This window comes from Pseudomonas sp. FDAARGOS_761 (assembly GCF_013343155.1).
In the GTDB taxonomy this organism is placed as follows: domain Bacteria; phylum Pseudomonadota; class Gammaproteobacteria; order Pseudomonadales; family Pseudomonadaceae; genus Pseudomonas; species Pseudomonas aeruginosa.
Genome location: NZ_CP054572.1, coordinates 2,900,089 through 2,914,061, shown reverse-complemented (window position 1 = coordinate 2,914,061; position 13,973 = coordinate 2,900,089). Strand labels below are relative to the sequence as shown.

Sequence of the window (13,973 nt, the reverse complement as noted above, 5' to 3'; positions counted from 1 at the left end):
CCTACGCCCCTTGGCAGGCGCTCACGCCGGCTGTGCCGCCTTGTTCTCGCGCGCGGTGACCTGCTGGCACAGCTCGATGATCTGTTCGCGCATCCAGCGGTTGGCCGGGTCCTGGTCAGTGCTCTCGTGCCAGTACAGGTGGGTTTCCAGTTTCGGCACGTCGCTCACCGGCAGCACCGCGTAGTGCAGGTCGTGGTGACGGGCGAAGCGTTCCGGCACGGTCATCGCCATGTCGGTCTGCTGGACCACCGTGGAGGCCATCAGGTAGTGCTGCGAGCGCAGCGCGATCTTGCGCTGGATGCCCATCTTGCCCAGCGCCAGGTCGATGTAGCCGAGGCCGCTGCGGCGGCTGGAAATATGGATGTGGGTCAGGCCCAGGTAATCGTCCAGAGCCAGCTTCGGCTTGCCCGCCAGTGGGTGGCCGCGGCGCATGGCGCAGACGTAGCGGTCCTCCATCAGCTTGACGTGGCGCACCTGGGGATCGGTGTTCAGCGGCGCGTCGACGGCGAAGTCGAGGCGGCCGGCGGCGAGTTCCTTGGTGGTCTCGCGGCGCTTGGCGAGGAAGCTCTCGATATGCACGTTCGGCGCCAGGCGGCGCAAGCGCTGGAACAGCGGGGGGAGGATGACCGCCTCGGTGAGGTCGGTCATGCTGATGCGGTAGGTCTTGTTCGCCTGCTGCGGATCGAAGCTGCGGCTCTCCTGCACCGAAACCCGCAGCAACTGCAGCGCGTTGCGCACCGGGCCGATGATGTTCTGCGCCATCGGGGTCGGCACCATGCCCTGGGCGGTGCGCACGAACAGCGGGTCGTTGAAGGTCTCGCGCAGGCGGGAAAGGGCGTTGGATACGGCTGGCTGGGTGATGCCGACGATCTGCCCGGCGCGGGTCAGGTTGGCTTCGGTATAGATCGCATCGAACACGATGAACAGGTTCAGGTCGACTTTGTTCAGGTTCATGGCACTGGCTCCGCGACTTTTCTTGTTATTGGGGGCTTGGATGACCCCCATATGGATCATGAATGTTCATGGACGGAAAAAATAGACTGGGCAAATCTTAAGCCCTGTTCCGGCATCGTTACCAGCGCCTTTGTCCGATGCCTCGCCTGCCAACCCGTCAGAAGGTATCCCCCATGGATTTCGCCTATTCCCCCAAGGTCCAGGAGCTGCGTGAACGCGTCAGCGCGTTCATGGAAGCGCATGTCTATCCCGCCGAGGCCGTGTTCGAGCGCCAGGTCGCCGAGGGCGACCGCTGGCAGCCGACGGCGATCATGGAAGAGCTGAAGGCCAAGGCCAAGGCCGAAGGGCTGTGGAACCTGTTCCTGCCCGAGTCCGAGTACGGTGCCGGGCTGGCCAACCACGAATACGCGCCGCTGGCGGAAATCATGGGCCGTTCGCTGATCGGGCCGGAACCCTTCAACTGCGCCGCGCCGGATACCGGCAACATGGAGGTGCTGGTGCGCTACGGCAGCGAGGAGCAGAAGCGTACCTGGCTGGAACCGCTGCTGAGCGGCGAGATCCGCTCGGCCTTCGCCATGACCGAACCGGGCGTGGCCTCGTCCGACGCCACCAACATGGAGGCGCGCGCCGAGCGCCAGGGCGACGACTGGGTGATCAACGGACGCAAGTGGTGGACCTCCGGCGCCTGCGATCCGCGCTGCAAGATCCTGATCTTCATGGGCCTGACCAACCCGGACGCGCCGCGCCACCAGCAGCACTCGATGATCCTGGTACCGGTCGACACCCCCGGGGTGAAGATCCTCCGTCCGCTGCCGGTGTTCGGCTACGACGACGCGCCGCATGGCCATGCCGAAGTGCTGTTCGAGAACGTGCGGGTGCCCTACGAGAACGTCATCCTCGGCGAGGGCCGCGGTTTCGAGATCGCCCAGGGGCGCCTCGGCCCGGGCCGCATCCACCACTGCATGCGCTCCATCGGCATGGCCGAGCGCGCCCTCGAACTGATGTGCAAGCGCGCGGTCAGCCGTACCGCGTTCGGCAAGCCGCTGGCGCGCCTGGGCGGCAACATCGACCACATCGCCGACTCGCGGATGGAGATCAACATGGCGCGCCTGCTGACCCTGCAGGCCGCCTACATGATGGATACCGTGGGCAACAAGATCGCCCAGAGCGAAATCGCCCAGATCAAGGTGGTGGCGCCCAACGTGGCGTTGAAGGTGATCGACCGGGCGATCCAGATGCACGGTGGCGCCGGGGTTTCCAACGACTTCCCGCTGGCTTACTGGTACGCCATGCAGCGCACCCTGCGCCTGGCCGACGGTCCGGACGAGGTGCACCGCGCGGCGATCGGCAAGTTCGAGCTGGGCAAGTACGTGCCCAGGGAGATGCTGCGCAGCAGCCGCTGACGGCTGTGGTATAGGGGAAAGGCCCGCGGGTGCGGGCCTTTTTCATTCCGGGGAGTCTGCCCCTTTTTCCTCGGCGTTGCGTTCCAGCTGCCACGCGCGACGGCTGTGCAGCAGGGCGGCGAACTCGCGGGCCGCCCGCTCGTTGCGGAAGCAGATCCCACGCGTGCCGAGGCGGACCCGCCAGAAAGGTTCAGCGTGGGTGTCCAGACGTTCGATCCAGAGCGTGTTCGGCATTCGGTTCGGCCTTGTCCTCGACGGTGGCTTTCGGCGTGCGGGTCTTCAGCAGGGAGAGCAGGATACCGCCCGCCAGCAGGCCGAAGGTTACGCCAAGCGAGAGGCCGGCGGGAATCTTGCCGATCACACCGTGGAGCATGATCTTCGCACCGATGAACACCAGCACCAGGGCCAGGGCGTATTTCAGGTAGACGAAGCGGTGGATCATCGCCGCCAGCGAGAAGTACAGGGCGCGCAGGCCGAGGATGGCGAAGATGTTCGAGGTGTAGACGATGAACGGGTCCTGGGTGATGGCGAAGATCGCCGGCACGCTGTCCACCGCGAACACCAGGTCGGCCAGCTCGATCAGCACCAGGGCGAAGAACAGCGGGGTGGCGTAGCGCACCAGCTTGCCGCTGGCGTCCGGCAGGCGGACGAAGAAGTGATGCTCGTGCAGTTCCTTGGTCACCCGCATGTGCTTGCGCAGGAAGCGCAGCACCGGGTTGTGCTCCAGGTCGGGTTCTTCCTCGTGCTTGTTGAACAGCATCTTCACGCCGCTGAACAGCAGGAAGGCGCCGAACACGTACATGATCCAGTCGAATTCCTTCACCAGCGCGGCGCCCAGGCCGATCATGATCGCCCGCAGGACGATGGCGCCGAGGATGCCCCAGAACAGCACCTGGTGCTGGTAGCGGCGGGGGATGCCGAAGAAACTGAAGATCATCGCCATGACGAACACGTTGTCCATCGATAGCGACTGTTCGACCAGGAAGCCGGTGTAGTACTCCACCGCGCTGGTGGGGCCGAAGGCGTACCAGACCCAGCCGCCGAAGGCCAGGCCGCAGGCGAAGTAGCCGGCGGACAGCAGCAGGCTTTCGCGCACGCCGATTTCGTGGTGGTCGCGTTGCAGCACGCCGAGGTCGAGGACCAGGAGAACGATGACGATGGCCAGGAAGGCCAGCCAGAACCAGATAGCCGTACCGAGGAACGGTTCGGTGAGAAATGCATGCAGAGCTGCCATTGGGCCCCCTCGCTTCGAATTGTCGGATGGTCATGTGACTCCGACATGGCGGCAATTGCTTACCGTCAGAGGGGCCCGCAGTCACTCGGAAAAAATAAACCAGGCTCCGGGCGCCGGCAAAACGGCGAGGTTACAAAGTGCTACAGCGTTCAGTAGACCCAGACTTCCACCCGCCGGTTCTTCTGTCGGCCCAGTTCCTGGTCGTTGCTGGCGACCGGCAACTCGTCGCCGAAGCCGGCGATCTCGCGGAAACTCACGCCGCCGCGGGCCAGTTCGCGGCGCACGGCCATGGCGCGCAGACGCGAAAGCAGGACCGAACGCTCGGCGTCGGACTTGGGATCGCCGAAGCCCACCAGCACGGTGCGCTCCTGCAACTTCCGATTTTGCCGCAGGTAGTCCAGCAAACGCTGTACGTCGAGCAGTGCCTTGTTGTCGAGCAGCGCGCTGCCTTCCTGGAAGCGGAAGTTCACCGTCAGGCGCCGCGCCTGTTCCGCGAGCTTGCGGTATTCGGCGGGCATCTGCGGGCGCGGTGCGATCTGCACCGCCTGGATCTTCTGCGCGACGAAGCCGCTGCGGGTGACGATCGCCTGGCCGCGCGGGCCCTGGGCGAAACGTACCAGGGCCTGGGCCCAGGGGTTCTTCTCGCCGGGCTTCAGGTAGAGGAACAGGCGGCGCGACAGCGGGTAGTCCTCGGTGGCGATCAGGCTTTCCTGGGGCGCCATCGGCAGCGATTCGCCGTCGGCGATGGCCAAGGCGCGGGCCCGGCCCACCGACGCGATGCCGACGAAGCCGATGGCGTGCGGATCGGCGCTCACCGCGGCCGCCAGCCGATCGTTGGATTCGAAGCGGCGGGCGTCGCTGGCCAGGCTCTTGCCGTGACTGGCCAGCACCAGTTCCTTGAAGGTGTCGTAGGTGCCGGACTGCTCGTCGCGAGCGTACAGGCGGATGGCGCCGCCCTTGCCGCCCAGTTCTTCCCAGGTACGCACCTCGCCGGCGAACACCGCCGCCAGTTGCGCGGTGTCCAGCGAGGCCAGCGGGTTGTCCGGATGCAGGATGATCGCCAGTCCGTCGATGGCGATCACCTGCTCGGCATATGGGCTGCGCAGGTCGCCGAAGCCGGCCAGGGCGCGAACTTCGCTGTCCTTGACGGGGCGCGAGGCCGCGGCGAGTTCGGCGTGGCGTTCGAGGAGGGCGGCGAAGCCGGTGCTCGAACCGTGGGCGGATAGCTCCACCCTCACCAGGCGGCCGTCGCGGCTCTTGCCGAGCAGATGGAGTTCGTTTTCCCGTTCTCCGGGGGTACGGCGGATATCCTCCAGGCCTTCCTCTTCCATCAGGCCCTCGACCAGGGCCGGCAGGAGCTTCGCGCCGATGGTGTTGGAACCCTGGATGCGCAGCGCCGGCGTGTCGTCCGAGGGGATCGGCAAGGGGGCGGCGAATACCGTCCAGGGGAAGGCGTAACAGAGGAATCCGAGGAAAACCAGGCTCAGGGTACGGCTCCAGAGGTCTTTGTCACTGGCGCGCTGGCGGTGTGGCATCGCGGGCATCGTCTTCTATGGGGGAAGGGAATTTGCCGGCGAGATTAAGTCAGACGGGTGACGCTAAGGTTACAGCGTTGGGGAATCATGGCCCTGCGCCATTGTCTCGGTCAGGAAGTCGAGAAACACTCGGGTCTTGCCGGCCAGTTGGCGTGATGGATAGACCGCGTGGATCGCCGTCTCGTCGGCCTTCCAGCCGGCCAGCAATTCAACCAGGCGGCCTTCGGCCAGTTCCGCCTGTACGTACAGCCGTGGGATCAGGCTCAAGCCGAAGCCGGCGAGCAGGGCATCGCGCACCGCCAGGCTGGAGGACACCCGGTAACGCCCGGCGATAGGCACCGCTATGCACTCGCGGCCCTTGCGGAAGGTCCAGCGGTCGGCATGGCCAGAGAGGCTGAAGCGGATGCACTCGTGTTCGCGCAGGGCCTCCGGCCGCAGCGGCTGGCCATGCTGACCGAGGTAGGCCGGCGCCGCGCAGAGCACGTGCTCCAGGATCAGCAGCGGGCGGGCGACCAGGCCGGAGTCCGCAACCCGGTCGCTACCGCGCAGGGCCAGGTCGATGCCTTCGGCGATCAGGTCCTGGCGGCCGTCCTGCAGGAGCAGTTCCAGGCGCAGGTCCGGATAACGCTGGAGAAAAGCCGGAATGGCCGGGGTCAGGCAGGTGAGGGCGAGGGTCAGCGGGGCGCTGACCCGCAGCAGGCCGCTGGGGCCCTGCTGCATCGAAGTGAGCGCGGCGTCGGCGGCCTCGAGGTCGTCGAGGATGCGCTCCAGGCGCTGCCGGTAGACTTCGCCGGCCTCGGTCAGGCTCATGCTGCGGGTGGTGCGATTGATCAGGCGCACCTTGAGGTGCGCTTCCAGCCCGGCGACGTTCTTGCTCACGGCGGCCGGCGAGAGATTCATCTGCCGGGCCGCGGCGGCGAAGCCGCCATTCGCGGCCACGGCGCGGAAGACCTTGAGGGCGGTGAGGTGATCCACGGCGATAATTCACTATCAGTAATCAATGAATCAGGGATTAAAGCATTATCAACCCGAGGTGTGCTGGCTAAAGTCTCGCCATAGTCCACGGTCCTAGAGGTGAATGACCATGCAACCCTTCGTCGTCGAACGTCTCGATCACATCGTCCTGCGGGTCCGCGACCTGGAACGCAGCATCGCGTTCTATCGCGATGTCCTCGGTTGCGTGGTGGTGAAGTGGCGCGACGACCTGGAGCTGGCCCATCTGCGCCTGGGCACGTCGATGCTCGACCTGGTCGCGGTGTCCGGGTCGCTCGGCCGGGAGGGCGGTGCGGCGCCGGGTGGGGAAGGGCGCAACGTCGATCATTTCTGCGTGCGCATCGAGCCGTTCGACGAGGCCGCGCTGATCGCCCATCTCGAGGGGTTCGGCCTGGTCCCGCAGGTTCCCGCGGAAATCCGCTTCGGCGCCGAGGGCGACGGCTGGTCGCTGTACTTCTTCGATCCGGACGGCAATCGAGTGGAGCTGAAGGGGCCGCGGGTGGACAATCCTGCCTGAGGGAAAGGTCGCGCGCCGGATAGGGGGGCGTCGGCGAGATCGCCCGGGCCAGGCAGCGACCGCCTGAAGGCTCATCCGGGGATGAGCCTTTTCCTTAGGCTGGGTCTCAGGCCAGTTCCAGCCAGATCGGGGCGTGATCGGAGGGTTTCTCCATACCGCGCAGGTCGTAGTCGATGCCGGCGTCCTTGAAGCGCGACTGCAGCACCCGGCTGGCCAGGATCACATCGATGCGCAGGCCGCGCTTGGGGTTGTCCTCGAAGCCACGGCTGCGGTAGTCGAACCAACTGAAGCGGTCGTTCACCTCCGGATTCAGGGCCCGGAAGCTGTCGACCAGGCCCCAGTTCTTCAAGGTAGCCAGCCATTCGCGCTCTTCCGGCAGGAAGCTGCACTTGCCGGTCTTCAGCCAGCGCTTGCGGTTTTCCTCGCCAATGCCGATGTCGCAGTCCTCCGGCGAGATATTGATGTCGCCCATCACCACCAGGGCCTGCTCGGGCTTGAAGCTGTTCTCCAGCAGCGACTGGAGATCGGCGTAGAAGCGCTGCTTGGCCGGGAACTTGGTCGGATGCTCGCGGTTCTCGCCTTGCGGGAAGTAACCATTCATCACGGTGATCGGGTTGCCCTGGGCGTCGCTGAAGGTGCCCCAGATGAAGCGCCGCTGGGATTCCTCGCCGTCGCTCGGGAAGCCGCGATGCAGTTCCAGGGGCGCCTGGCGGGAGAGCAGGGCGACGCCGTAGTGACCTTTCTGCCCGTGGTAGTGGACGTGGTAGCCGAGCGCCTCGATCTCGGCCTGGGGAAACTGGTCGTCGGCGACCTTGGTTTCCTGCAGCCCGATCACGTCGGGCTGGTGCCGCTCGATCAGCGCCGCCAACTGGTGCGGCCGGGCGCGCAGACCGTTGATATTGAAAGAGACGATTTTCATGGTGGGCGTCCTGGCAAAAACAGGAATGCTAGCCCAGCCGGGGGATGCCTGGCGACCCTGGAGGCGCTGTGCTAGTGTCCGCCGGGTACCCGATGGCTGTGTGGCTTGGCGCTTTGCCGGCCCTGTGGTCTGCCGCGGACGGGGATGGCCAGGCCATCCGCTCGACCAATCGCCGTGGCGAAGCGTGCGTGTCGCTGCGCCGGCGGCCGACAAGGAATGCGTTCCATGCCTGATCAGGTCACCGATGTCCGTCTGCTCGACGACGGCTATAGCCGCGAAGTCCGCTCGCTTTTCTACCACGCCTACCGCCACGAACCGACCTTCGCCTACCTGATGGATGCGCAGCGCGCCGGCTACGACCAGCGCGTGCGTGCGTGCGTCCGGGAGATGGTCGAGCGCCATCTGGGCGAAGAGTTGCCGGCCATCGGCCTGTTCATCGACGATCGGCTGGTCGCGGCGGCCCTGATCACGCCGCCGCAGCGGCGCCTGGATATCACCGAGAGCTGGAGCTGGCGCCTGCGCATGCTGTTCAGCGTCGGCCTGGCCGCGACCCGGCGCTACCTGGATTACCACCGGGCGGTGCAGGCCTGCCTGCCGGTCGGCCCCCATCACCAGTTGCCGATGCTCGGCGTGCATCCCGAGTACCAGGGCAGGCAGATCGGCGAGCAGTTGCTGGCGGCCGTGCAGCGCTGGTGCGCCGAGGACTCCGCTTCGCAGGGGCTGGTCCTGGATACTGGCAATGCGCGCTACCTGGACTTCTACCAGCGGCACGGCTACCGCGAGATCGGCGAGGTGACGCTGGGAGCGGTGCGCGAGCACGTCCTCCTGCATCCTGGCGAGACGCCGGCGGCGACCTGAGCGTTCCCCCGGACGCGCGAGAAAAGCCATGCCTGTCAGGCGCTTGGCGTCATAAAACCCGAATGTCAGGAGGTGGTCGGCGGCGTCCGCGCAAATCTGGACGCGCGCCACCCGCCTGCGTAGCATCCGCGCCATGAGACTGACTCAAGGATTGTTCCGGTTCCCGCTGGCCGGGCTGCTGTGCCTGAGTACGGCCGCCTTCGCGGAGAGCCAGCTTAGCGTGCGCGTCACCCCCGCCAATGCTGCCCTGAAGGCCAATATCGAGGCCTACGTGGGTAGCCTCGGCGAGCGGGACGAGGCGGCGTTGCAACGTTTCCGCCGCAATGCCGAGGCGCAGGCGGAAAAGGCGGCCCAGGCGCTCGGCTACTTCCAGGCGCAGATCGACAGCGAGGTGAAGGACGGCAAGCCGCCGAAGCTCACGCTCAAGGTAGTGCCCGGCGAGCCCGTGCGCCTGCGCCAGGTGAACATCCAGGTGCTCGGCGAGGCCGCCAGCCTGGAGAGCTTCCGCTTGCCGTCGGGGAAGCAGCTGAAACCGGGCGCGAAGCTGAACCAGGGTGTCTACGAGGACGCCAAGCGGCTGATCCAGAACCAGGCCTCGCGCTACGGCTTCTTCCAGGGCCGCTTCAGCACCCAGCGCCTGAGCATCGATCCGCGCGCCGGCATCGCCGACATCGACCTGGTCTACGACAGCGGCCAGCGCTACACCTTCGGCAAGGTGAGCTTCGACGGCGACTCGATCATCGAGGAAGAACTGTTGCGCCGCATGGTGCCGTTCAAGGCCGGCCAACCCTATGACTCCGAACTGATCGCCGAACTCAACCAGAACCTGCAATCCAGCGGCTACTTCGAGGGCGTGCGGGTCGACGCCGCGCCGACCCAGGCTCAGGCCGACGGCGCGCGCCAGGCGATCCCGGTAGCGGTCCGGCTGGAGGCGCGCAAGCCCCGGACCATGGGCGTCGGCCTCGGTTTCTCGACCGACGTCGGGGCGCGCGCGAGGTTCAACTGGACTCGCCATTGGGTGAATGCCGAAGGACATAGCCTGGGATTCGAGTCGGAAATCTCCGCACCGCGGCAGAACGTCGGCGCCTGGTACGAGATTCCCCTCGATCCGCCGCTCACCGACAAGCTGCGCTTCACCAGCGGCTACCAGTTCGAAGACCTGGTCGACACCGAGAGCAAGCTGCTGACCCTTGGCGGCGAATGGCACAGCAAGCAGCCCGATGGCTGGCAGCGGGTGGTTTCGCTGAACTGGATGCGCGAGGAGTACAAGCTGGGCGACGACTCCGGGCTGAGCAGCTTCCTGATGCCGGGGATCGGCTACTCGCTGCTGGAGACCGACAACAAGGTCGACCCCAGCCATGGCTACCGCCTGCAGTTCAACGTCAAGGGGGCGAAGGAAGGCCTGCTGGCCGACGCCGACGTCCTCCATGTCGACGCCATGGCCAAGGGCCTGACCAGCTTCGCCGGCGGCCATCGCCTGCTCGGCCGCCTGCAGGTAGGCGGAATCGCCACCAACGACTACAAGTCGATCCCGCCCTCGCTGCGCTTCTTCGCCGGCGGTGACCAGAGCGTGCGCGGCTACGACTACCGGACGCTGTCGCCGGAGAATTCCGATGGCGACAAGATCGGCGGCCGCTACATGATCGCCGGCAGCGTCGAGTATCAGTATCCGCTGGCCGAGCGCTGGCGCCTGGCGACCTTCGTCGACCAGGGCAACGCCTTCAACTCGCTGGACTTCCCGTCGATCAAGACCGGGGTCGGCTTCGGCGTGCGCTGGGTCTCGCCGGTCGGCCCGTTGCGCCTCGATCTGGCCCATGCGCTCGACGACGACGGCGGTTTCCGCCTGCACTTCTCCATGGGGCCAGAACTGTGAAGGCGCTGAAGATCACCTTGCTGGCCATAGTCGGGCTGCTCCTCGCGCTGCTCCTGGGACTCGCTGCGCTGCTCGGCACCCAGGCCGGCAGCGCCTGGCTGCTCGGCCGCGTGCCGGGCCTGCAGGTCAGCGGCTTCGAGGGTCGCCTCGGTGGCGCCTGGCAGGCACAGCGGCTGTCCTGGGCGCAGGACGGTACGCAACTGGTCGTCGAGCGGCCTGAACTGCGCTGGTCGCCGGCCTGCCTGGCGGGGCTGCGCCTGTGCCTGCAGCGGGTGGCCGCCGAAAGGGTCGCGCTGGACCTGCCGCCGAGCGGCGACAGCGCCGACAGCGGGCCGATCAGCCTGCCGACGCTGAAACTGCCGCTGAGCATCGAACTCGGCGAAGTGGCGGTCGGCAGCTTCCTGCTCGACGGCAACCAGCAGGTCGCCGAACTCAAGCTGGCGGCCCATTGGCTGGCCGACGGCCTGCACATCGACTCGCTGACGGCGCGGGGCTTCGGCCTGGACCTGGCGCTCCAGGGGCGCTTGCAGCCGAGCGGCGACTGGCCCTTGCAGGCCGAAGCCATGCTCGGCCTGCCCGCTCCCGAAGGTAAGCCGTGGAAGCTGGCCGTCCAGGTCGGCGGTGAGCTGCAGCAGGCGCTGACCCTGAAAGGCCGCAGCAGCGGTTACCTGGACGGCAGCCTGGAAGGACAGTTGCAGGCGCTGGCGGAAAACCTGCCGGCACGATTGCTGATCCGCGCCGACGGTTTCAAGGGTGCGGCCGGACTACCGGACACCTTGACCCTGAATGCCATCCAGCTCGATGCCGGCGGCGATCTCAAGAGCGGTTACCTGATCCGCGGCGGCGCCAGCCTGCCGGGCGAGGGCGGGGCGGTGGCGTTGAGCCTGGACGGGCGGGTCGACGCCCAGGGCGCGGATATCCGCCAACTGCGCCTGGACGCTGGCGGCGAGCAGCGCCTGGAGCTGGTCGGACGCCTGGACTGGCGCGAAAGCCTGGCCGCCGACGCGACCCTGGACTGGAAGGATTTCCCCTGGCTGCGCCTGTATCCGCTGGCGGAGCCGCCGCCGGTGACGCTGAAGACCTTCAAGGCGGAAGTGCATTACCAGGACCAGCGCTACCTGGGCAATTTCAGCGCGGCGGCGAGCGGTCCGGCGGGCGACTTCACGCTGGCCAGCCCGGTGTCCGGCGACCTCGTCCAGCTCAACCTGCCGTCGCTGCAGCTCCGCGCCGGGCAAGGCCAGGCCGAGGGCCGGGTGACGTTGCGTTTCGACAATGGCGTGGCTTGGGATACCGCCCTGCAGCTCAGCGAACTGAACCCGGCGTACTGGGTCGCCGAGCTGCCGGGTTCACTGGCCGGTCCCTTGCGCAGCCAGGGAAGTGTTCGCGACGAGCGACTGGCGTTGGGCGTGGATCTCGACGTCAAGGGCCGCCTGCGCGGCCAGCCGGCGCAATTCCAGGCGCGCGCCGAAGGCGAGGGGCAGCGCTGGACGCTGGGCAACCTCGACCTGCGCCTGGGGGATAACAAGGTGCAGGGCAGCGGGGCGCTCGACCAGCGCCTGCAAGGCCGCCTGGACATCGCCCTGAACCGTCTCGGCCAGCTTTGGCCGCAACTCTTCGGTCGCCTCGAGGGACGCCTCGACCTGGCTGGCAGTCTCGCGGCGCCGCAAGGCAGGCTGAACCTCAAGGGACAGCAGATCGCCTACGCCGAGCAGCGCATCGCCGGCCTCGACCTGCAGGCGAACCTCGATGCCCGGCAGAACGGCACTCTGGCGCTGGTCGCTTCCGGCCTGCGCAGCGGCGAAACCGATCTCGGCCTGTTCAAGGCCAATGCCCGCGGCGACCAACGCCGCCAGCAACTGGAACTGGACCTGCAAGGTGCCTTGCTCAAGCTCGGCCTGGCCTTCGACGGGCAACTGGAGCGCGGCAACTGGCGCGGTCGCCTGGCGCGCGGCGAGTTGAGCAGCGGCGGCCAGGACTGGAAGCTACAGCAGCCGGCGCGCCTGGAGCGGTTGGCCGACGGCAAGGTCAATTTCGGCGCACATTGCTGGGTATCCGGCGGCGCCAGCCTCTGCGGCGGCGAGCAGCGCCTGCTGCCCGAGCCGCGGCTGCGCTACACCTTGCGCGACTTCCCGCTGGACAGCCTGAAGCAATGGTTCCCCGAGGATTTCGCCTGGCAGGGCAAGCTGAACGGCGACCTGCAACTGGACGTTCCGGCCCGCGGCCCGAGCGGCGTGGTCAGCCTGGACGCCGGCAGCGGTACGCTGCGCCTGCGCGACCAGGGCCAGTGGGTCGACGTCGGCTACGACAGCCTGCGCCTGGAGAGCCGGCTGGCGCCCAACCGCGTCGATACCTCCCTCGACTTCCGCGGACCGAAGCTCGGCGAGTTGCGGGTGCAGGCGCAGATCGACCCGCGCCCGGCGAGCAAGCCGCTGAGCGGCGAGTTCAGCCTGGCCGGCCTCGACCTGTCGGTGGCGCGCCCGTTCGTGCCGATGGTGGAGAAACTGCAAGGCAGGCTGAACGGCAGCGGCCGGCTGTCCGGCGGCCTGCTGGCGCCGCGGGTCGACGGACGGGTGACGCTGAGCGACGGCAACATCGGCGGCGGCGAGCTGCCGACCAGCTTCGAGAACCTTTCCCTCGACGCTCGCATCGCTGGCGAAAGCCTGGAACTCGGCGGCGGCTGGCGCAGCGGCAGGTACGGCCAGGGCAGCCTGTCCGGCAACCTGAGCTGGGGCGAGGCGCTGAACGTCGCCCTGAACATTCGTGGCAACCGCCTGCCGGTGGTGGTCGATCCCTATGCGCAACTGGAGGTTGAACCGGACCTGAAGATCGGCATGGCCGGCCAGGAGCTGGCGATCTCCGGCAAGGTCCTGGTGCCGCGTGGCGACATCACCATCCGCCAGTTGCCGCCATCGACGGTCAAGGTCTCCGACGACGCGGTGATCGTCGGCTCCGAGCAGCCCGAGCAGCAGCCGCTGAAGATGAAGATGGACATCGATGTCGAGGTCGGCCAGGACAAGCTGGCGTTCTCCGGCTTCGGCCTCAGCGCCGAACTGGCCGGCCACCTGCACATCGGCGACAACCTGGATACCCGCGGCGAGCTGAACCTGAACAAGGGCCGCTATCGTGCCTACGGCCAGCGCCTGACGATCCGTAGGGCGCGGCTGTTCTTCGCCGGACCGATCGACCAGCCGTACCTGGATATCGAGGCGATCCGCCGGGTCGACGATGTGGTCGCCGGCCTGCGCCTGACCGGCAGCGCCGAGCAGCCGACCAGCGCGGTATTCTCCGAACCGGCGATGAGCCAGGAGCAGGCGCTGTCCTACCTGGTGCTGGGGCGGCCGATGAGCACCGGCGAAGACAGCAACATGCTCGGCGAGGCGGCCCTGGCCCTGGGCCTGGCGGGTAGCGCACCGCTCACCGGGGAAATCGCCAAGCAGCTCGGCATCCAGGACTTCCAGCTGGACACCGAGGGCACCGGCAACAGCACCAGCGTGGTCGCCAGCGGGAATATCACCGACAAGCTCAGCCTGCGCTATGGTGTTGGAGTGTTCGAACCGGCAAATACCATCGCCTTGCGCTACCAGTTGACCAAACGCCTCTATCTCGAAGCGGCGAGCGGCCTGGCCAGTTCGCTGGACCTGTTCTTCAAGCGCGATTTCTGACGGATGCGCTGATACGGACCATGCG

General features: G+C 67.1%; 11 protein-coding genes. 5 read left to right on the top strand and 6 right to left on the bottom strand.

Annotation, left to right across the window (positions count from 1 at the left end; genetic code table 11):
* Positions 1-21 precede the first annotated feature (21 nt).
* Positions 22-954, bottom strand: coding sequence for a LysR family transcriptional regulator (locus FOC67_RS13310; RefSeq protein WP_003090000.1), 933 nt, complete (start codon positions 952-954; stop codon positions 22-24).
* Between the two features lie 173 nt (positions 955-1,127).
* Here FOC67_RS13310 and FOC67_RS13305 point away from each other — a divergent pair, with 173 nt between their 5' ends.
* Positions 1,128-2,357 (top strand): acyl-CoA dehydrogenase, encoded by a 1,230-nt coding sequence (locus tag FOC67_RS13305; RefSeq protein WP_003089998.1) that lies wholly within the window; start codon positions 1,128-1,130, stop codon positions 2,355-2,357.
* Between the two features lie 42 nt (positions 2,358-2,399).
* Here FOC67_RS13305 and FOC67_RS13300 read toward each other — a convergent pair whose 3' ends face one another.
* The 4 genes from FOC67_RS13300 to FOC67_RS13285 form a co-directional block, all read right to left on the bottom strand.
* A complete protein-coding gene (locus FOC67_RS13300) occupies positions 2,400-2,591 on the bottom strand; it encodes a hypothetical protein (protein ID WP_003089995.1) in 192 nt (63 codons plus the stop codon).
* Complete coding sequence (locus FOC67_RS13295) at positions 2,548-3,591, bottom strand: TerC family protein (protein WP_003089993.1); 1,044 nt, start codon at positions 3,589-3,591, stop codon at positions 2,548-2,550. Before FOC67_RS13295 ends, FOC67_RS13300 begins: the two co-directional genes overlap by 44 nt.
* Before the next feature lie 149 nt (positions 3,592-3,740).
* Entirely contained in the window at positions 3,741-5,135 is a 1,395-nt protein-coding gene (locus FOC67_RS13290) for a substrate-binding domain-containing protein (RefSeq protein WP_003122636.1), read from the bottom strand.
* Positions 5,136-5,195: 60 nt separating this feature from the next.
* Entirely contained in the window at positions 5,196-6,101 is a 906-nt protein-coding gene (locus FOC67_RS13285) for a LysR family transcriptional regulator (RefSeq protein WP_009314138.1), read from the bottom strand.
* A 103-nt stretch (positions 6,102-6,204) separates the two neighbouring features.
* Between FOC67_RS13285 and FOC67_RS13280 the strand changes: the two genes are divergently transcribed.
* Entirely contained in the window at positions 6,205-6,636 is a 432-nt protein-coding gene (locus FOC67_RS13280) for a VOC family protein (RefSeq protein WP_003131260.1), read from the top strand.
* 106 nt (positions 6,637-6,742) lie between these two features.
* Here FOC67_RS13280 and xthA read toward each other — a convergent pair whose 3' ends face one another.
* Positions 6,743-7,555 (bottom strand): exodeoxyribonuclease III, encoded by an 813-nt coding sequence (gene xthA, locus FOC67_RS13275; protein ID WP_003104469.1) that lies wholly within the window; start codon positions 7,553-7,555, stop codon positions 6,743-6,745.
* 144 nt (positions 7,556-7,699) lie between these two features.
* Between xthA and FOC67_RS13270 the strand changes: the two genes are divergently transcribed.
* From FOC67_RS13270 to FOC67_RS13260, 3 genes are all read left to right on the top strand, one after another.
* Positions 7,700-8,413 (top strand): GNAT family N-acetyltransferase, encoded by a 714-nt coding sequence (locus FOC67_RS13270; RefSeq protein ID WP_003139068.1) that lies wholly within the window; start codon positions 7,700-7,702, stop codon positions 8,411-8,413.
* Between the two features lie 133 nt (positions 8,414-8,546).
* Positions 8,547-10,286: an autotransporter assembly complex family protein gene (locus FOC67_RS13265; RefSeq protein ID WP_003122638.1), complete on the top strand. Its 1,740-nt coding sequence runs from the start codon at positions 8,547-8,549 to the stop codon at positions 10,284-10,286.
* A complete protein-coding gene (locus FOC67_RS13260; protein ID WP_009314142.1) occupies positions 10,283-13,948 on the top strand; it encodes a translocation/assembly module TamB domain-containing protein in 3,666 nt (1,221 codons plus the stop codon). The genes FOC67_RS13265 and FOC67_RS13260 overlap by 4 nt, the downstream gene beginning before the upstream one ends.
* Positions 13,949-13,973 lie beyond the last annotated feature (25 nt).